Genomic DNA, 17,045 nt, shown 5'->3' on the forward strand with positions numbered 1-17,045 from the left:
GGAATTAACGGGCGGAGCGGACGAAAAAAAGGCCTCCGAAGAGGCCCTTTTTCAAATAATTCTATCTTTGGTTAAACGCTCGCGCCGGGCTTCTTCAGCCGCTTCACGGGCCTTGCGTTTATCGCAGGGCTCATCACAGTCGCAGGCCTTTTCTATACCCAAAACCCCGAGGCCACCACAGCTGCCCTGTACCGCCTTGCGCTTGATTAAATAACCCACAGACATCAGCAGGAAAAACGCCAGCAGAATCACAAAGGCCGCAATAAAAGTACTCATAAAGGCTCCAATTACTCTAGTGGACGAAGGCTTTAAACGCAGAGCTATAGTATACCTTAAACCCTTCGTCCTGTTTTTCAATCAGCATGATGGCCAGCTTTTCCTTTTCGGCCAAGGCCAGCGAGGCTTCTGTGCCCATCACCATCATGGCAGTGGCAAAACCATCGGCCGTCATACACTCAGGGTGCAACACAGTGACAGAGGCCAGTCTGTGCTCTACCGGAAAGCCACTGCGTGGGTCGATAATATGAGTGAAGCGCTGTCCGTCCTCCTCATAGTAGTTGCGATAGTCGCCCGAGGTAGCCATGGCCATGGTGCCCGGCTCTATCACCTGTTGCACCGCCCGGCCATTATCCGCCGGCTGCTCTATCGCCACCCGCCAGGGTTTGCCATCGTCTTTGGTTCCCTTGACGCTGATCTCACCGCCAATCTCCACCAGATAACCTTTGGGCTGATACTTATCCAGCAAACGAGCCACTTTATCGACCCCGAATCCTTTGGCTATGGATGACAAGTCCACATAGACGCTGGACTGACTCTTGCTGAGCAGGTCCCCTTCTATCTGAATGGCATCTATCCCCATTCGCGCCTTGGCCTCGGCTATCTGCTCGGCAGAAGGCACTTCCAGAGGCCGTTTGTCCGGGCCAAAACCCCACAGGTTGACCAAGGGCCCCAGGGTGATATCGAGCGCGCCGTCAGTGAGCTGATATAACCTGATACCTTCACGGATATTGGTAATGGTATCGGCTGAAACTGTCAAACTCTGGCCTTGCTTGAGCTGATTGAAACGCGAAAGCTCGGAGTCGGGTCTGTAGGTCGACATCTGGTCGTTCACCTGCTCCAGTGCCATATCGATTTCTGCCTGCAACAACTGGGCATCCGGCAAACTTTTGCTGTTAACCACCTTAATATGATAAGTGGTGCCCATGGTACTGCCGGAGAGCGCAATCACTTCATCCTGACTGCTGCAACCAGAAACAAAAAAGGCCAATCCCATAAGGACCAGCCAATTTGCCAGCGTTGTAAACTTAGCGGTCTTGAACTGCATACTATGAATTTCCCTTACAAACTGGCACTGCCAAAAGGCAGTGCCAGGGAATGAACTAATGCTTAGCCACCGAAGTCATCCAGGAGGATGTTTTCATCTTCAACGCCAAGATCTTTCAGCATAGCAATTACCGCTGCGTTCATCATTGGAGGTCCACACATGTAGAACTCACAATCTTCAGGGGCGTCGTGCGACTTGAGATAGTTCTCATAAAGCACGTTGTGAATGAAGCCTGTGTAGCCATCCCAGTTATCCTCAGGCTGAGGATCGGACAGGGCCACATGCCAGACAAAGTTATCATTCTCAGCCGCCAGGCCATCGAAATCTTCAACATAGAACATTTCGCGCTTGGAACGGGCACCGTACCAGAAGCTCATCTTACGCTTGGACTTAAGACGCTTGAGCTGGTCGAAGATATGAGAACGCATAGGCGCCATACCTGCACCACCACCGATAAAGACCATTTCAGCATCGGTATCTTTGGCAAAGAACTCACCGAATGGGCCGGAGATAGTGACTTTATCACCTGGCTTGAGACTCCAGATGTAAGACGACATCTTACCACAAGGCAGACTCAGATTCCGTGGTGGAGGTGTGGCAATCCGCACGTTCAGCATGATAATGCCAAACTCTTCCGGATAGTTGGCCATAGAGTATGCACGAATGGTTTCTTCATCAACCTTGGATTCCAGGTTGAAGAAGCCAAAGTGTTCCCAGTCACCACGATACTCTGCTGGAATATCGAAGTCTTTGTACTTCACATGGTGAGCAGGGGCTTCAATCTGAATATAACCACCGGCACGGAAAGGTACAGACTCACCATCAGGGATCTGCAGCTTAAGCTCTTTAATGAAGGTCGCCTTGTTATCGTTGGAGATAACAGTACATTCCCACTTCTTGATGCCGAAGATCTCTTCGTCCAGCTCAATTTCCATATCTGACTTGACGTTAACCTGACAAGACAGACGGCAACCCTTACGGGCATCACCCTTGCTGATGTGATCCAGTTCGGTTGGCAGAATATCACCGCCACCGGACTTAACGTTGACACGACACTGACCACAAGAGCCACCGCCACCACAGGCAGATGACACGAAAATACCGTTGTTGGCCAAAACGCCCAGCAACTTGCCACCGGCAGCAGTGGTAATCGCCTTCTCTGGGTCACCGTTGATGCCAATAGTAATATCACCGCTGGAGACCAACTTGGATTTGGCGAACAGAATCACCAATACCAGGATCAGAACTATCGCGGTAAACATACTCACACCGAGGTAAACCTCGAGTGGAGTAGACTTAAAAATACCAAGAATATCCATTAACTTATCCTTAGAGGTTCAATTTCGGAAGCCGCTTGGTGTCCCTTAAAGGGACACACCAGAGAACGACATGAAACCTAAGGCCATCAGACCCGCAGTGATAAAGGTAATACCCAGACCACGCAGACCATTAGGCACATCAGCATACTTCAGCTTCTCACGGATACCGGCCAACAGGACGATAGCTAATGCCCAGCCCAAACCGGAACCGAAACCGAACACCAGGCTCTCACCCAGGTTGTAGTCACGTTCAACCATGAAGGATACCGCACCGAAAATCGCACAGTTTACTGTGATCAGCGGCAGGAAGATCCCCAGGGCGTTGTACAGTGGCGGGAAGTACTTATCCAGAGCCATTTCCAAGATCTGAACCAAGGCTGCGATAACACCGATAAAGGTAATGAACTTAAGGAAGCTCAGATCGGCATCCGGTACACCGGCCCAAGCCAATGCACCAGGAGCCAGGATACCCTGATAGATCATCTGGTTAACTGGTACTGAAATAGTCAGTACCACAATAACCGCAACCCCGAGACCCATGGCCGTCTTCACTTTCTTGGAAACGGCCAGGAAGGTACACATCCCCAGGAAGAAGGCCAGTGCCATGTTTTCGATGAAAACAGAGCGAATTAACAAACTGATATAATGTTCCATCGCGCTTACCCTTTTGCTTCTACTTGCTCTGGCTTATAAGTGCGGATTATCCAAATCAGAATACCGATCAGGAAAAAGGCACTTGGCGGCAGCAGTAACAGGCCGTTGGGCTGATACCAGCCACCGTCTGAGATTTTGGAGAGTATCTCAACACCAAACAGCGAACCGTTACCAAAGAGTTCACGGACGAAACCTACGCTCATCAGCACCAGACCATAACCCAGGCCGTTACCTATACCATCCATAAAGCTCATCAGTGGTGGCGTCTTCATCGCATAGGCCTCGGCACGGCCCATCACGATACAGTTGGTAATAATCAAACCAACGAATACCGACAGCTGTTTGGAGATGTCGTAGGCGTATGCCTGCAGCACCTGATCCACCACGATTACCAGCGAGGCAATAATGGTCATCTGCACAATAATCCGCACGCTGGCAGGAATATGGTTACGTATGATGGAGATAAACAGGTTGGAAAACGCTGTTACCGCCGTCAGTGCTATGGTCATCACCAATGCGGTTTCCAGCTTACTGGTTACCGCCAGGGCACTACATACCCCGAGGATCTGCAGCGCAATAGGGTTATTGCTGACTATAGGTCCGGTGAGAACCTGTTTGAGTTCTTTACTGTCGGCCATTAGCTCAATCCTCCATTGCGTGCTTTTTCAATAAAGCGAGCAAAACCTTCATCGCCCAGCCAGAATGTCAGCGAGTGCTGAACACCATTACTGGTCAGGGTCGCGCCGGACAAGGCATCAACACCATGGTCTGTCTCGGCTACGGCTGGGTTTTTAGTCACTGTGATAGCTATGTTGCCCTGCTCGTCAAACAGCTTCTTGCCCTGCCATTTGGCTTTCCAGCTTGGGTTTTCAACTTCGCCGCCCAGTCCAGGGGTTTCACCTTGGTTGTAATAAACCAGGTTCTGGACGGTGTTCATGTCCGGTTCCAGCGCCAGGAAGGCGTACATGGTTGACCACAGGCCATAGCCATGAACCGGCAGGATCACGCTGGTCACTTTACCGGCATCATCACGCACCAGATAAACCACGGCATTTTTGGCAATCCGCTTAACCGAAGCAATGTCATGCTCAGGCACCACAGAGGTGGCTGGATCACGAGAGGCTTTCTGTTGATCATAGGTATCGCCGTTGATATCGGTCACTTCGTCACCGGTTTTCAGCTCGATAACCTTGGCTTCAACATACTTTTTGTAAGTTTCCAGAACCACATCTTTGCTGACCTTGCCGGATTTGGTGTCGATCAGGTTGGCGGCTTCCAGAATAAACTTCTGCTTATCCAGCAGTTTGTTTTCCTGCTGGGTTGGCTTGAGCAGTACTGCTGCAGTCGATACGAAAATCGAGCAGATAAGACACAGGCCAACGACGACAAATAGCGTTCTTCCGAACGAATCCTTATTACTAGCCACGAGCAATCCTCCGCTTGATGTTTGCCTGGACTACAAAATGGTCAAACAGTGGCGCAAACAGGTTGGCAAACAGAATCGCCAGCATCATGCCCTCTGGGAATGCAGGGTTGATAACACGGATAAACACTGCCATGGCACCTATCAGGATACCGTAAGCCCATTTGGCCTGGTTGGTGAAGGAAGCCGACACAGGGTCAGTGGCCATAAACATCATACCGAAGGCAAATCCACCCAGAACCAGGTGCCAGTACCAAGGCATGGCGAACATGGGGTTGGTTTCAGAACCGACCAGGTTCAGCAGCAGTGACACGGCAATCATACCAACCATCACGCCGCCGACGATGCGCCAGGAAGCGATACGGGTATAGATGATAACCAGACCACCGAGCAGGATAGCCAGAGTGGAAACTTCACCGACAGAACCAGGAATAAAGCCGAAGAAGGCATCCAACCAGTTCTGGTTGAAGGCGTAGTCCAGGGTACCTGAAGCCGCTTGACTCAGCGCAGTGGCGCCGGAGAAACCGTCGGCAACCACCCAGGAGTTGTCACCGGACATGTTCAACGGATAGGCAAAGAACAGGAAGGCACGACCGGCCAGTGCTGGGTTGAGGAAGTTACGCCCGGTACCACCGAACACCTCCTTGGCGACAACCACACCGAAGCTGATACCCAGTGCCACCATCCACAACGGAATAGTTGCAGGCAGCGTCAGGGCAAACAGCACTGAGGTCACGAAGAAGCCTTCGTTGACTTCATGGCCACGAACCGAGGCGAACAGCACTTCCCAGATACCACCGACCGCGAAGGTCACGGCATATATAGGCAGGAAGAAACAGGCGCCATACCACATCAAGGTGGCCCAGCCGGAATCGGCTGTCAGCTGAGTACCGAAGAGTTCAAACAGACCCACCTGCCAAACATCGGGAGTACCGAAGCCGGCGGCCAGGGCGATTTGCGCCTGCAGACCCACGTTGTACATCCCGACAAACATGGCGGGGAAAGTACAGGCCCAGACGGTAATCATCATACGTTTCAGATCCAGGTTATCGCGCACATGGGTCTTGCCCTTGTTCACTTTACCCGGGGTGTAAAAAATGGTCGCTGCGGCTTCATAGAGCGCATACCACTTCTCGTATTTACCGCCTTTTTCAAATTGCGGTTCAATACGCTCAAGAAAATCTTTCAAGCTCATAAGCCTTCCCTCTCGACGGTCTCCAAGCAGTCACGCAGGTATGAACCATAGTCATACTTACCGGGACATACGAAAGTACACAGTGCCAGGTCTTCTTCATCCAGCTCCAGCGCACCCAATGCAACAGCACCATCGGTATCACCGGAGATCAGATCACGCAGCAACATAGTGGGCAGAATATCCAGAGGCATCACCCGCTCATAGTTGCCGATAGGCACCATGGCCCGCTCGGAACCACCGGTACTGCTGGTCATATTGAACAGACGGGAAGGACTCAAGTGACCCAGGAAAGCACGGGTAATGGAGAACTTATCGGCTCCAGGCATTACCCAACCGAAGAACTCTTTCTCTGTGCCTTCTTCAATCAGGGTCAACTGCTGGAAGTAGCGTCCCATATAAGCATGGGGACCTGTTGCAGTACGGCCGTTGAGCACAGAACCTGAGATAACCCGAACTTGGCCATCGGCTTCGTCTTGGGTCAGGGTCTGAGTGCTGGCACCCAGCAGAGTGCGTACCAAGCGAGGGTTCTTGGCTTTAGGGCCAGTGATGGCCACAACGCGCTGGTTGTTCAGTTCACCTGTGGTAAACAGCTGACCTATCGCGATGACGTCCTGGTAACCCAGGTACCATACGCTGCGACGGGCAGAGGCAGGCATCAAAAAGTGGATATGAGTTCCAGGCAGACCCGCTGGATGGGGACCGGCAAACTCTTCCACTTGGGCATTGCCCGCTGGAATGTCTGCTCCTGGTGCTTTACAGACGAAGACTTTGTCTGTCAGTCGGGCCAGTACTTTCAGGCCGTTGACGAAATCGTCTTTATGCTCAGCGATAACAACTTGAGGGTCACCAGCCAGTGGCTGGGTGTCCATGGCTGTCACGAAGATAGCCGCTGCTGTCGCATCCACTGCCGGCACCTTACTGAAAGGACGGGTGCGCAATGCGGTCCACATACCTGATTCAATCAGATTGTCGCGAACCTGCTGCGGTTCCAGAGTATCCAGAGCCTGGGCATCATACTTGGCAAAAGAGACGGCTTCGTCCCCTTCGATCTCTATGACGACTGACTGCAGAACACGTTTGGCGCCGCGGTTGATTTCTAATATTGTGCCACTGGCCAAAGCCGTATATTTGACGCCAGGATTCTTTTTATCTTCAAAAATCACCTGACCTTTTTGCACTTTATCGCCCACTTTGATCTTCATCGTTGGACGTAAGCCAATATACTCTTCACCCAAAGTAGCTACGTGTTTAATGGCTGGGCCATCATGGATAACTTGCTTTGGTCCGCCTGCTAGAGGCAAATCCAATCCTTTCTTAATTGTAATCATATCCACATGCACTACGTTTTGAAGGAAAGACAATGCGCCGCGTTCCTGCTAACCCCCGACTCTCACACAAAAAATCGAGCGTTGAGCTAGCGCAGATTTATCACAGAAATGCGATCGCAATCACGCTGGTCGCGCGCATTTTACCCCAATTGCAACGCTATCGCCACGAAAATTGTAGTGTTTTAACCTGCTTTCAAAGCGACCAAGAGAGAATCGAGCGGAGTTGAACAAGCGGAGATAGCGGCAAGCGGGCGAAAGGCAGGATTTTGTCCTGACTCATAAAGTTATACTTTTCATTTTTAAAGAATTAATCAACCAAATAGTCGAAAATACTTATTTCACCTCCCCGGCCTTACCGGGGAGGCTCTGCTTCAAAATTTCATCCGATAGCCCAGCTGTAAACGTCTGCCAACACTTGCCAATAAGCCGGTGTCATCTTCACGTAACGGGCTCGCGTCATCGAGCAGATCCTCGGCGCGAAAATAGAGCTGATGTTTTGAGTTGAAGTCATAACTCAGCAGCAGATCCAGTTGCATGCTGTCCTTTGCCGTCACCTGAGGGGTAAGGCTTGCCACTTCTGAACGATATATGCCCAGAGCCCTGGCCTTAAAGCCGTCCCACTCCAGCCCAACATGAAGACTCAAGGCATGTTCTGGCAACCAGGGCAGCTGTTTATCGGCCATGAGGCAAGGTCCGCTCAGCATAAGACAACCCGAGTGCTGCGCATTGGCTTGGGTGTAATGGTACTTGAGCCCCATGGGCCAATTGACAGTGCCTGAGTCCAGGCTGTAGTCGAGCGCCAGTTCGGCGCCTTTGACATCCACTTCCCCGAGATTGTATTGATTGAGGCGCAGCGCTGGGTCGCAGAAGCTATTTGCCGTGCAATCAAAATGCAGATTGTCGAAGTCTCGCTGGTACAGGCTCAGTGCACTTTTCAGCCTACCTGACTCAAAGCGGCCACCGAGTTCATATTGCCAGGCTTGCTGGGAGCGTTGCCCCTGGTTGCCGGGGCTCGCCGCCGCCCAGGCTCTGCCGGCACTGATGAACAGGCTCAGTGCCTCCCCGCGCCAACTGAGCTTGGCCGTGGGTAACCATTCACTTTCGGAGAAATCCGCGGCTGAAAGCGGCACTGTTTCGCTACTGCGCTCCAAGCTGACATCTTCATAGCCGACGCCGAGCTCCAGAGTCACGGCCGACCAGTTGAGTTCAGCCGTCACCGCCGAGCTCCAGACACTGGCCTTGTCATCAATCCTGACACTCAGACTCTGCGCGGTATTACTCAGTCGTCCATCCTGCCATAACCAACTCCCCAGGCCGGGTGCCAGCTCAGCCTTGTCTCTGTGCCAGCGGGCACTGTAACTCACCTTGTGGCGACCATATTGAGTAATGGCCTGAGTCTGGATCCCCATCGCCTCGAAGTCATCATCACGGCGAAAGTCGACCAATGAAACCGCGCCGATAGCATCGGCATCCAAGGCCGCCAGTTGCTCAAGCACGTCACCTTGAATAAAGGCGCCATCGGCAAAACTCATCTGCAACTGCGAGCTGTGATGGCTATGGTAGTAAAGCTCGGTAAACACCCGGGAACCGGCAGTAGGCTCAACGCGGTGTGACAGCTGATATCTGTGGCTGCGGCTCTTGAGTCTATCCTGCGTGGCAGCGCCATACACTAACTCAGGATTCAGTTGCCAATCGGCAGCCGTCAGCCCCATTCCCGGCAAAAACTGCCGCTGCTGTGAATACTGATACTTGAATTCAGTATGTTGCCGACTGCGGGCACCCGGCAAGCTGTTGGCCGCTATCTTGAAAAGGACCTTGGTCTGGCTGTCGTCTTGCCCCTGCTCGGCGCTTCTCGGCTCCTGCCAGGGTTGCTGGCGCCTGTGGCTCGCCTGCAGCAATACCTTATAGTCATCGGCATCAATCAGACCGCGGCCCTCGGCGCCCCAACCTTTATCCTCATTGCCTTGAAGCCGCACACTCTTGCCCGGAGTATCATGCAACCCTAGGCTTTGAGTTTCCAAAACGCCAAAACTGCCGCTACCACCATAGAGCAAGCTACCGGCGGCATTGGCCGAACTGGCAACCAGGGTATCGGGATCCGGCAGTTGCCACAGATAAGGCGCAGAATAAGGTGCCGGTGCCAAATTGACCCTGTCTTCGATAATCGCTATTCCGGAATGGCCGCTGCCACCGGCGCCGCGAATACTGAAGCTGCCTGGCAGGGTTGGGATAAGCTCGCCACCGGCGGTCAATTGCCGCTCGGCCGAGTCATAGTACATGGCATTGATTGCTGCGGCCTCAAAAGCCGGATGGTCAGCAGCCAAAGGCTCAGAAGCATGCGCCCACGGCCCGGCCAAACTCCCGCTCACCAAACCGGCCACTGCACTCACCTTAAGCAAGCCACGCCTCTGACTCATATCCCAATCCCCTATCAGCAGTTACCGCACATTTGATGTTATATTTTTGTAAACTAACTGATTTACGGACAAAAAAAAAGCGACTTGAGTAAATATCAAGCCGCTTGATTGAGCGAGGTAAGCCGGGCGGGATTTAGAGCTGCTTCAGCAGTTCCTCACTCAACTTGAGATCGTCGTTGCGGTTAACGCTGACACCGGCGGCAATAATATTGCGGGCAATATCCTGCGCCTGCTCCAGAGAATGCATCTGATAGGTACCACACTGGTATTCGTTCAGCTCGGGAATAGCCTTTTGATCTTGTACCTTGAGCACATCTTCCATGGCTGCCAACCAGGCATCGGCAACCCGGCCTTCTGCCGGTGTCCCGATAAGGCTCATATAAAAGCCGGTGCGGCAACCCATGGGTGAAATATCTATGATCTCCACTCCGTCACCATTGAGGTGATCGCGCATAAAGCCGGCAAACAGGTGTTCCAGAGTATGAATGCCACGCTCGCTGAGAATATCCTTGTTGGGCGCGCAAAAACGCAGGTCAAATACCGTAATGGTATCGCCCTTTGGTGTGCTCATGGTCTTGGCCACCCGCACTGCCGGTGCCTCCATCTTGGTATGGTCCACGGTAAAGCTGTCTAACAATGGCATGGGTATTCTCCCTTGGATGGCAAGCTGGCTTGCACTGTTAAATGGTTTCGCGTCTCAAAGCGCTATTATTACAGCGCCAAAACACAAATGCAGCCCCTGGAGGCAGTTTATCAAGCCAGGACTTTTAACCACGGCACTTGGGCGACTCAGGCACGGCGCTTTGAGCATCCCATTCGGCCTGAGTATAAGTATGCATGGACAGCGCGTGCACGCCATTGGCCAGTTCTTCCGCCAATGCCTGGTTCACTTCTCTATGGCGAGCCAGCAGACGCTTGCCATCAAAGGCTTCACTGACAATGATCACCTTGAAGTGCGTCTCTGAATTAGGCGGCACATGGTGATTGTGGCTCTCGTTGATGACTTCTATATGACTCGGCGTCAGGGCGAGGCGCAACTTCTGCTCTATGGTCTGGGCAACGGACATGGTAAAACCTGATATAAGCTGTTGGGATTGGCGGCAGGTTACTGCGTCGGCGAACAAAGATCAATCCGACAATTTTCAACCACCAGGAGGATGAAAACCCGGTTTGAGCCGCCGATAGGTGAGATTGAGCCTGGGCTCAGTGAGTTTCAGCCTTCTTGGCAAAGCATGTTGCCACTCCTGCTGCATCGGCCAGCGCATCAACAAGAGATCGCCCGAGTTAAGCCTGAGCCGCAGCTTCTCGCCGCTTTGCTTGTGTCTCAAATCAAAATCGCGCCCGGCGCCCAGACTGATTGACGCGATATCGGCCCCCTCTGCCAGCTCAGGTTCATCGTCGCTGTGCCAACCCATGGCGTCGCGGCCATCGGCATAACGGTTTACCAGCACGCCGTTGCTGCCAAGCTGCCAGTCCCGATCCAGCTTTTGCCTTAGCCGTAACAGATATTTGGGCCAGGGAAGCGCCCGGACCAATAACCCTGAGTAGCGATAATCACAGCCGGGATCGCCAAACCACACCTGAGTACGGGGAATGGCGTGACGCTTACCGAATATCTCAAGCTCTGGGCGAGTCAGGGGATAATGCTCCGCCTCGCGCCAAATGGCATCCTGCTGGGCTGGATTGAGATAACCGCGCACCAGCAACATAGGCGGCTGCTCAAACCGCTGCACGCCTGTTGCCGACTCAGCAGATGACCCAGGCTCAAGCGCAAACAAGGACTGCTGTATCTCTTTTGAACTCATATTTGAACTCACCTTTGAACTTCATGGCATTGTTTCTCTGTGGCTTATTGCCCGGCTTAAGCCTTCTCTATTACATAATGACCAAGGCAGATTTTCGCAAATATCGCCTTGAGCGCCAGTATTTGCGATAATCCGCGCAAATTCGTCCTTTAAGCCCAGTTATATGACCAGCCAGTTCTCAGCCGCTGATATTCAGCTCACTCTGCACCGCTATCCCGAAGAGCAGGAATCCAACCTCCAGGCCTGGGATGCCGCCGATGAACACCTGCTCAAACAGCTCGCCGAGGAAGAGGCGCCTCAATCTGTGCTTATTATCAACGACAGTTTTGGTGCCCTGCTGTGCGCCATTCGCCGAGGTTACCCAGATGCAAAGATTCACTGGAGCTCGGATGCCCGCACTTCCCACCTTGGTGCTCGACAAAATCTTGAGAAAAACCATCTCAGCGATGCCGACATTCACTGGCTAAACAGTCGGGAAATGCCTGCTTGTGTACCCGATACCATATTGCTGAAGCTGCCCAAGAACCTCAACTTTTTTGCCTGGCAGCTGACCATGCTGGCCAATATGCTTCCCGCCGGTACCCGGGTATTGATTGGCGCCAAGGCCAAATCCATCAATCAAGCCTTGTTGGCCCTGATTGGCAAACATCTGGGCCAGGCCAGCGCCAGTCTGGCATGGAAAAAGACCCGGGTGATTACCGCCTTCGCCGATGGCCAGGCACGCGAATTGCCAGCCCCCAGCGAGTGGCCCCTTGGCGAATTCGGCCTCAATATCGGTAATCTCAGCAATGTATTTGCCGCCGGCAAACTGGATATCGGCGCCCGTTTGATGTTGGCCAACCTCCCCGAAGGTGAGTTTAGCTCTGTGGTGGACCTGGGCTGCGGCAATGGCGTTTTGGGGCTGGCGGCGGCCAAGCGTTATCCCGATGCAAGTATTCACTTTGTCGATGACTCAGATATGGCCGTGGAAAGTGCCAGGCTCAACTGGCAGGGCAATGGCTTTGAAGCCGAACGCGGCCACTTTTATTGGGACGACTGTCTGAGTCATTTGAGCGCCGGCGTCGCACCGGATCTGGTGCTCTGTAACCCGCCGTTTCATCAGGGAGAGGCCATCACAGATCATATTGCCTGGCAGATGTTCCTCGATGCCAGGCGGCGTCTGGTGAACGGCGGCATACTGCATGTGGTCGGCAACCGCCACCTAGGCTACCACATCAAGCTCAAGCGCCTGTTCGGCAACTGCAAGACCATAGCCTCTAATGGTAAGTTTGTGATCCTGCAAGCCTCCAAATAAAAGGCCAACAAGAGTAAACCTTGTTGACCCATTCCGGCCCCCATTGGGAACCCGGAAAGAAACAGGCCGGGAGAGACCCCGGCCTGTGTAGTTAAATTTTGTAATTTCAGGCGGCAACTTGGCCGCGTCTGTAACGCAATCCGCCAAGCAGTACCAGACTTGCGAGCGCCACCACTGACAGGCTGCCACCGGCATCGACTATCACGGTCGCGCCATCATCTCTGTCCCATTCGCGACTCTCAAGCGGCAAGGCATAGAGGCTATTACTTTCGTAAGAACTTATGGTCGCCACTATGTCACTGTAGCCGGGCTCATAGAGATCGATCAGCACATCATAGTGATCGCTGGGATAGCCGCTCTCCAACGTGGTGAGCACTTCAAAGTCATCCTGGGTACTGTCTCCCTGAATGTAGAACACCTCAGTGCTGTAGTAATGCTCCCAGTCACCGCCGTTGCGGCTTAGATAAAGCTCGGCATAAACGGGCACAGACTCGGCCGGATCATTGCCGTAAACATCGGCATCAAAGCGCACCGCAAAGCTGCGATAAAAGCCATCAGAGTCATAATCGTCATAAAGGTAGCTGGCCGCCTCATAAAAGCTGAACTCATGGTAATAGCTGTGGGCCGCCATGGAAACCATCCGCTGCGGCGCGGCTTGGCTCTCGGGCAGTTTCTGTTTCTTGGCAATCATCTGCTCGCGGGTCATGCGCTCACCGGAAACTTGAGCTCCAGCAGATTGCCACTCCTGCTGCAGTTGCTTGAGCAACTGCCTGTGTTGTGCCGCCCGTATCTCGGCGCCTGGGCTATCCTGTTCTTCGCTCGGTTGCTGCGCTTTTTGGCCGATGGAGGCTTGTCCGCCAACAGGCTCCTTGGCATAGGCAGCGGGCTGAGCCAAAAACAAAGACAGGCTAAATACAGTGTAAAATAATAATTTCATAGTGCTTCTCCACAGGGCGCATCTCACGCTTATTCGGGTTGCTTGACTTAGGGAAGGTGCGAACAAGTCCCATGTGTGCTCTGCGTCGGCTTACAGGCCTGGATGCAAGGCGTGGTTCGCCGCAAATGGCCCTAGTCCTTTGCAAGAAGCACAACATAGCAGGCAGGTCTGTAAGCCACGCCCTTCGGGGCTTTCACAGCAACCGGCTCTCTGCGTTATCCGACTTCGACATGCCCCGGCATGCCTTCAGTCAGATGCCTTGAACGCCAATTGCTGTGCAAGCCAGAGTGCCACGAGGACTTATTCGCGCCTTCCTTAGCATTATTAAAAGTCAGCCTGGGTGAACATGAGATGAACGGTTTCTGTCAGCCGATGTTCATCTTGGAAGGAGTACAACTGACCGGGCCTGAGCGAAAACCGGGGGTAAGACAGATAGAGAGTGAAGACCCGGCTGGCTATTTCATCCACCGCGGGGATCTTTTACACTGGGCCAAGCGTTTCCAAAAGGGCAAAACCATGAAAAGGGGCAGTAAAATCAAGCAGCAAGCTTATCACTCAAGCGGAATTATCGCGGCAAGCATGCTATTGCTGTCGCTGGCTTTCGCTCAGCCCCTGCATGCCGGCCCCTTTGCCAAGCCGGAACGAACGACTCAGGGCCAGGAGGCCAAGCTGAAAGTCCGCAGCGGCGATGAAGCCGCCAGACTGGTGAAGCAAGCTTATGGCGGCAAAGTACTCAGGGTGCAGTCTGTCAGGGTCAACGGCAACCCGGGTTATCGGGTCAAACTGCTGCAGGACAGTGGCCGAATTGTCTATGTCTCTGTGGATGCCCGCAGCGGCCGCCTGCAGGCAAACTGACAGGAAACAGCTTATGCGACTGTTATTGGTAGAAGATGATGCCGCCTTACAGGCCAACTTAAAACAACATCTGCAAGAGGCAGGTTTCAATCTGGATACGGCGTCAGACGGCGAAGAAGGCCTGTTTCTGGCGGCGGAATATCCCTATGATGCCGCCATTATCGATATCGGTCTGCCCAAACTCAGCGGCATAGCACTGATTGAACAGATGCGTGCCAAGGGACTGGATTACCCTGTGCTGATCCTCACCGCCAGAGATGGTTGGCAAGACAAGGTGGAAGGCTTGGATGCCGGTGGTGATGACTACCTCACCAAACCGTTTCACCCCATGGAACTCACCGCCAGGATCAAGGCTTTAATCCGCCGTAGCGCCGGAAAGGCCAGCCCCTTACTGCAAAGTGGCCCTGTCACCCTGAATACCAGCAGCGGTGAAGTGCGACTCGGCAAACACAGTGTCAGCCTCAGCGCCTCCGAATACAAATTGCTCGAGTATCTGATGCTGCATCAGGGCGAAGTCACTTCCAAGAGTCTGCTTATCGAGCATATCTATGATCAGGACTTTGATCTGGACTCCAATGTGATTGAGGTATTTATTCGCCGTTTGCGCAAGAAGCTGGATCCCGAGGGCACACTTGGGCTTATTGAAACCCTGCGTGGTCAGGGTTATCGCCTCAACGCGCTTCCTGTCAGAGATAACCCCTGATGACCCCCTTGCCAGCAAGGCTTTTGCCCGGTTCACTCAAGAGCCGGCTGGTGATCAGCGCCCTGCTGCTGAATCTGGTGCTCTTGCCGCTTATCGGCGTGACCCTGAGCGATGCCTTTCGTGCCCAATTGACCCACGCGGTAAAAGATGAACTCAGCGCCGCCCTTTATGGAGTATTGGCATTGGCAGAAGTGGAACAGGGCGAACTGGTTCTGCCGGATCAATTACAGGACAAACAGTTCAACATAGATCAATCCGGGCTCTACGCCTTGGTCAGCAGCCAAGGCAAACTGGTATGGCATTCGCCTTCCTTTATCGGTATGCCGCCTCCGGGCAAGCTTCCAAGCACACCACTCGGAGAAGGCCGCTTTGGCGAAATGCTTCTCCTGGGCAAGCCCCACTTCAGTTACAGCTTCAGCGCCAGCTTTGCCTCGGCCTCGGATAACGGCCGGGATATTCCCTTTACCGTACACATCATCAAAGATCAGACCGGCTTTGAGCAAACCCAAGGCGCCTTCAGCCGCCAGCTCTGGCAATACCTGGGACTATTGATGCTGTTCCTGTTACTGGTACAAGGTGGCTGGCTCTGGTGGACACTCAAACCACTGGCGCGCTTTCGCGCCGAGCTCGAAGCGGTTGAGCAAGGCAAACGGCAACATCTCGGCAGCGACTATCCCAAGGAGCTGCAACAGGTCGCGACCCAACTCAATGCCCTGATAAGCAACGAACAGCGCCAACGCCAACGTTATCGCAACGCCTTGTCGGATCTGGCCCATAGCCTGAAAACACCGCTGGCGGTACTGCAAAGCCTCAAGTCTTTGCCAAGCGATGCCCAAGAGCCCATCAGCCAAATTAACGCCAGCATAGGGCACCAGTTGAAGCGAGCCCAAAGTGCCGGCAGCGGCGCTTGGCACCAAGGGGTGGACAGTAAAACCGTGGCCGACAAACTGCTGCGAACCCTTGGCAAGATTTATGCGGACAAGGCGCTGGAGTTTGAGGCTGACCTGGCAACAAGCGCCCTGTTTTACGGCGATGAAGCCGACCTGGCCGAACTCCTAGGTAATCTATTGGATAACGCCTGCAAGGCAGCAAACAACAAGGTCGTACTCAAAGCCTGGGTTAGCGAAAAAAGCCTGAACCTCTGCATCGAAGACGATGGCCCGGGCATTACAGAGCAGCAGAAAACCCAGCTGTTCGAGCGCTGTGTCAGAGCCGATAACTACCAACAAGGCCATGGTATAGGACTGGCGATAGTCAAAGATCTGCTGCAGAGCTACCAAGGCCAGTGGCAAATAGATCAATCTCCCCTGGGTGGCGCCCGCTTCACCCTGTTTTTACCCAGAAGTTGAGATTAGGGAATAGTACATTCATTCCCCATCCTTACCGATTTCCAACAAGGCTTATCTTACAAAATGGCACCAATGCCACCCTTGATGCTGCCAATAAGCACAGCCCAAGTTTCCGGCAATGGATGTTTCTGCCTGCCGCAGGGATGGACACGAAGCCCGAATGCAGTGAAAAGCAGGATGTCCGAGAACGGCCTTTTGCACAGGCTCCCCTGTGACACGGCGAGAGTTGCGCAGCAACATGCTTTCGAGCGCAAACCTGGGATGGTGAGCTGGCCGTTGTGCATGAATGCATTTGTTCCACGATGTTAGGCCACTGGCACAGTGGCTAGCATTGCTTCAAGCCAAAACTCACCAATGAACTTGATCCTAGCGGCTAGCTAAGTTGTGGCCCATCACCTGCGGTGCGCCTTTCGCACAGGCGATCCTGTGACACGCTGTGAAC

Annotated in this window: 17 protein-coding genes; 4 read left to right on the forward strand and 13 right to left on the reverse strand. The window is 53.3% G+C overall.

The genetic code is table 11. The features are described from left to right. Window positions 1-51: 51 nt before the first annotated feature. The 12 genes from nqrM to ACF8D4_RS08290 all read right to left on the reverse strand — a co-directional run bounded on the left by nqrM (window position 52) and on the right by ACF8D4_RS08290 (window position 11,465). Entirely contained in the window at window positions 52-276 is a 225-nt protein-coding gene (gene nqrM / locus ACF8D4_RS08235; protein WP_025011868.1) for a (Na+)-NQR maturation NqrM, read from the reverse strand. Between the two features lie 16 nt (window positions 277-292). Beyond that, window positions 293-1,324, reverse strand: coding sequence for an FAD:protein FMN transferase (locus ACF8D4_RS08240; protein ID WP_107005926.1), 1,032 nt, complete (start codon window positions 1,322-1,324; stop codon window positions 293-295). A gap of 62 nt (window positions 1,325-1,386) precedes the next feature. Next, window positions 1,387-2,643 (reverse strand): NADH:ubiquinone reductase (Na(+)-transporting) subunit F, encoded by a 1,257-nt coding sequence (gene nqrF / locus ACF8D4_RS08245; protein WP_025011870.1) that lies wholly within the window; start codon window positions 2,641-2,643, stop codon window positions 1,387-1,389. A 45-nt stretch (window positions 2,644-2,688) separates the two neighbouring features. After that, the gene (gene nqrE / locus ACF8D4_RS08250) at window positions 2,689-3,297 is read right to left on the reverse strand and encodes an NADH:ubiquinone reductase (Na(+)-transporting) subunit E (RefSeq protein WP_025011871.1); all 609 of its coding nucleotides are present in this window, start codon (window positions 3,295-3,297) and stop codon (window positions 2,689-2,691) included. Window positions 3,298-3,302: 5 nt separating this feature from the next. Further along, complete coding sequence (locus ACF8D4_RS08255) at window positions 3,303-3,935, reverse strand: NADH:ubiquinone reductase (Na(+)-transporting) subunit D (RefSeq protein WP_025011872.1); 633 nt, start codon at window positions 3,933-3,935, stop codon at window positions 3,303-3,305. After that, complete coding sequence (locus tag ACF8D4_RS08260; RefSeq protein ID WP_144133428.1) at window positions 3,935-4,723, reverse strand: Na(+)-translocating NADH-quinone reductase subunit C; 789 nt, start codon at window positions 4,721-4,723, stop codon at window positions 3,935-3,937. Before ACF8D4_RS08260 ends, ACF8D4_RS08255 begins: the two co-directional genes overlap by 1 nt. Further along, window positions 4,716-5,915 carry an NADH:ubiquinone reductase (Na(+)-transporting) subunit B gene (locus tag ACF8D4_RS08265; protein WP_392464894.1) on the reverse strand — a complete coding sequence of 400 codons (1,200 nt, stop codon included), beginning with the start codon at window positions 5,913-5,915 and terminating at the stop codon, window positions 4,716-4,718. Before ACF8D4_RS08265 ends, ACF8D4_RS08260 begins: the two co-directional genes overlap by 8 nt. Next, on the reverse strand, window positions 5,912-7,243 hold the full coding sequence (locus ACF8D4_RS08270; RefSeq protein WP_144135964.1) for a Na(+)-translocating NADH-quinone reductase subunit A: 1,332 nt from the start codon (window positions 7,241-7,243) through the stop codon (window positions 5,912-5,914). The genes ACF8D4_RS08265 and ACF8D4_RS08270 overlap by 4 nt, the downstream gene beginning before the upstream one ends. Window positions 7,244-7,614: 371 nt before the next feature. Then, entirely contained in the window at window positions 7,615-9,660 is a 2,046-nt protein-coding gene (locus tag ACF8D4_RS08275; RefSeq protein WP_208142014.1) for a TonB-dependent receptor domain-containing protein, read from the reverse strand. A gap of 133 nt (window positions 9,661-9,793) precedes the next feature. Continuing rightward, window positions 9,794-10,303, reverse strand: a complete 510-nt coding sequence (gene luxS, locus ACF8D4_RS08280) for an S-ribosylhomocysteine lyase (protein WP_025011876.1) — start codon at window positions 10,301-10,303, stop codon at window positions 9,794-9,796. A gap of 124 nt (window positions 10,304-10,427) precedes the next feature. Beyond that, window positions 10,428-10,727 carry a BolA family transcriptional regulator gene (locus tag ACF8D4_RS08285; RefSeq protein WP_028779744.1) on the reverse strand — a complete coding sequence of 100 codons (300 nt, stop codon included), beginning with the start codon at window positions 10,725-10,727 and terminating at the stop codon, window positions 10,428-10,430. A gap of 75 nt (window positions 10,728-10,802) precedes the next feature. Continuing rightward, a complete protein-coding gene (locus ACF8D4_RS08290) occupies window positions 10,803-11,465 on the reverse strand; it encodes an alpha-ketoglutarate-dependent dioxygenase AlkB (protein WP_101053888.1) in 663 nt (220 codons plus the stop codon). Between the two features lie 163 nt (window positions 11,466-11,628). Between ACF8D4_RS08290 and ACF8D4_RS08295 the strand changes: the two genes are divergently transcribed. Further along, window positions 11,629-12,759 carry a methyltransferase gene (locus tag ACF8D4_RS08295; protein ID WP_392468581.1) on the forward strand — a complete coding sequence of 377 codons (1,131 nt, stop codon included), beginning with the start codon at window positions 11,629-11,631 and terminating at the stop codon, window positions 12,757-12,759. 106 nt (window positions 12,760-12,865) lie between these two features. Here ACF8D4_RS08295 and ACF8D4_RS08300 read toward each other — a convergent pair whose 3' ends face one another. Continuing rightward, window positions 12,866-13,696, reverse strand: a complete 831-nt coding sequence (locus ACF8D4_RS08300) for a choice-of-anchor H family protein (protein WP_392464897.1) — start codon at window positions 13,694-13,696, stop codon at window positions 12,866-12,868. A 516-nt stretch (window positions 13,697-14,212) separates the two neighbouring features. On the opposite strand from ACF8D4_RS08300, the gene ACF8D4_RS08305 reads away from it, so the two are divergent. Genes ACF8D4_RS08305 through ACF8D4_RS08315 form a run of 3 tightly spaced genes read left to right on the forward strand, consistent with a single transcriptional unit; the run spans window position 14,213 to window position 16,603 of the window. Beyond that, a complete protein-coding gene (locus ACF8D4_RS08305) occupies window positions 14,213-14,551 on the forward strand; it encodes a PepSY domain-containing protein (protein ID WP_392464898.1) in 339 nt (112 codons plus the stop codon). Between the two features lie 13 nt (window positions 14,552-14,564). Continuing rightward, the gene (locus tag ACF8D4_RS08310; protein WP_071475612.1) at window positions 14,565-15,254 is read left to right on the forward strand and encodes a response regulator transcription factor; all 690 of its coding nucleotides are present in this window, start codon (window positions 14,565-14,567) and stop codon (window positions 15,252-15,254) included. After that, entirely contained in the window at window positions 15,254-16,603 is a 1,350-nt protein-coding gene (locus ACF8D4_RS08315; protein WP_392468583.1) for an ATP-binding protein, read from the forward strand. Before ACF8D4_RS08310 ends, ACF8D4_RS08315 begins: the two co-directional genes overlap by 1 nt. The last annotated feature ends 442 nt before the right edge of the window (window positions 16,604-17,045 follow it).

Origin of the sequence: Shewanella sp. YQ_9 (assembly GCF_043103185.1) — a bacterium.
GTDB lineage: Bacteria > Pseudomonadota > Gammaproteobacteria > Enterobacterales > Shewanellaceae > Shewanella > Shewanella algae.

Bases quoted from the DNA above. Each gene is read 5' to 3' on its own strand.
- nqrM (WP_025011868.1), bottom strand. From the start codon at position 276: ATGAGTACTTTTATTGCGGCCTTTGTGATTCTGCTGGCGTTTTTCCTG.
- ACF8D4_RS08240 (WP_107005926.1), bottom strand. From the start codon at position 1,324: ATGCAGTTCAAGACCGCTAAGTTTACAACGCTGGCAAATTGGCTGGTC.
- nqrF (WP_025011870.1), bottom strand. From the start codon at position 2,643: ATGGATATTCTTGGTATTTTTAAGTCTACTCCACTCGAGGTTTACCTC.
- nqrE (WP_025011871.1), bottom strand. From the start codon at position 3,297: ATGGAACATTATATCAGTTTGTTAATTCGCTCTGTTTTCATCGAAAAC.
- ACF8D4_RS08255 (WP_025011872.1), bottom strand. From the start codon at position 3,935: ATGGCCGACAGTAAAGAACTCAAACAGGTTCTCACCGGACCTATAGTC.
- ACF8D4_RS08265 (WP_392464894.1), bottom strand. From the start codon at position 5,915: ATGAGCTTGAAAGATTTTCTTGAGCGTATTGAACCGCAATTTGAAAAA.
- ACF8D4_RS08270 (WP_144135964.1), bottom strand. From the start codon at position 7,243: ATGATTACAATTAAGAAAGGATTGGATTTGCCTCTAGCAGGCGGACCA.
- ACF8D4_RS08275 (WP_208142014.1), bottom strand. From the start codon at position 9,660: ATGAGTCAGAGGCGTGGCTTGCTTAAGGTGAGTGCAGTGGCCGGTTTG.
- luxS (WP_025011876.1), bottom strand. From the start codon at position 10,303: ATGCCATTGTTAGACAGCTTTACCGTGGACCATACCAAGATGGAGGCA.
- ACF8D4_RS08285 (WP_028779744.1), bottom strand. From the start codon at position 10,727: ATGTCCGTTGCCCAGACCATAGAGCAGAAGTTGCGCCTCGCCCTGACG.
- ACF8D4_RS08290 (WP_101053888.1), bottom strand. From the start codon at position 11,465: ATGAGTTCAAAAGAGATACAGCAGTCCTTGTTTGCGCTTGAGCCTGGG.
- ACF8D4_RS08295 (WP_392468581.1), top strand. From the start codon at position 11,629: ATGACCAGCCAGTTCTCAGCCGCTGATATTCAGCTCACTCTGCACCGC.
- ACF8D4_RS08300 (WP_392464897.1), bottom strand. From the start codon at position 13,696: ATGAAATTATTATTTTACACTGTATTTAGCCTGTCTTTGTTTTTGGCT.
- ACF8D4_RS08305 (WP_392464898.1), top strand. From the start codon at position 14,213: ATGAAAAGGGGCAGTAAAATCAAGCAGCAAGCTTATCACTCAAGCGGA.
- ACF8D4_RS08310 (WP_071475612.1), top strand. From the start codon at position 14,565: ATGCGACTGTTATTGGTAGAAGATGATGCCGCCTTACAGGCCAACTTA.
- ACF8D4_RS08315 (WP_392468583.1), top strand. From the start codon at position 15,254: ATGACCCCCTTGCCAGCAAGGCTTTTGCCCGGTTCACTCAAGAGCCGG.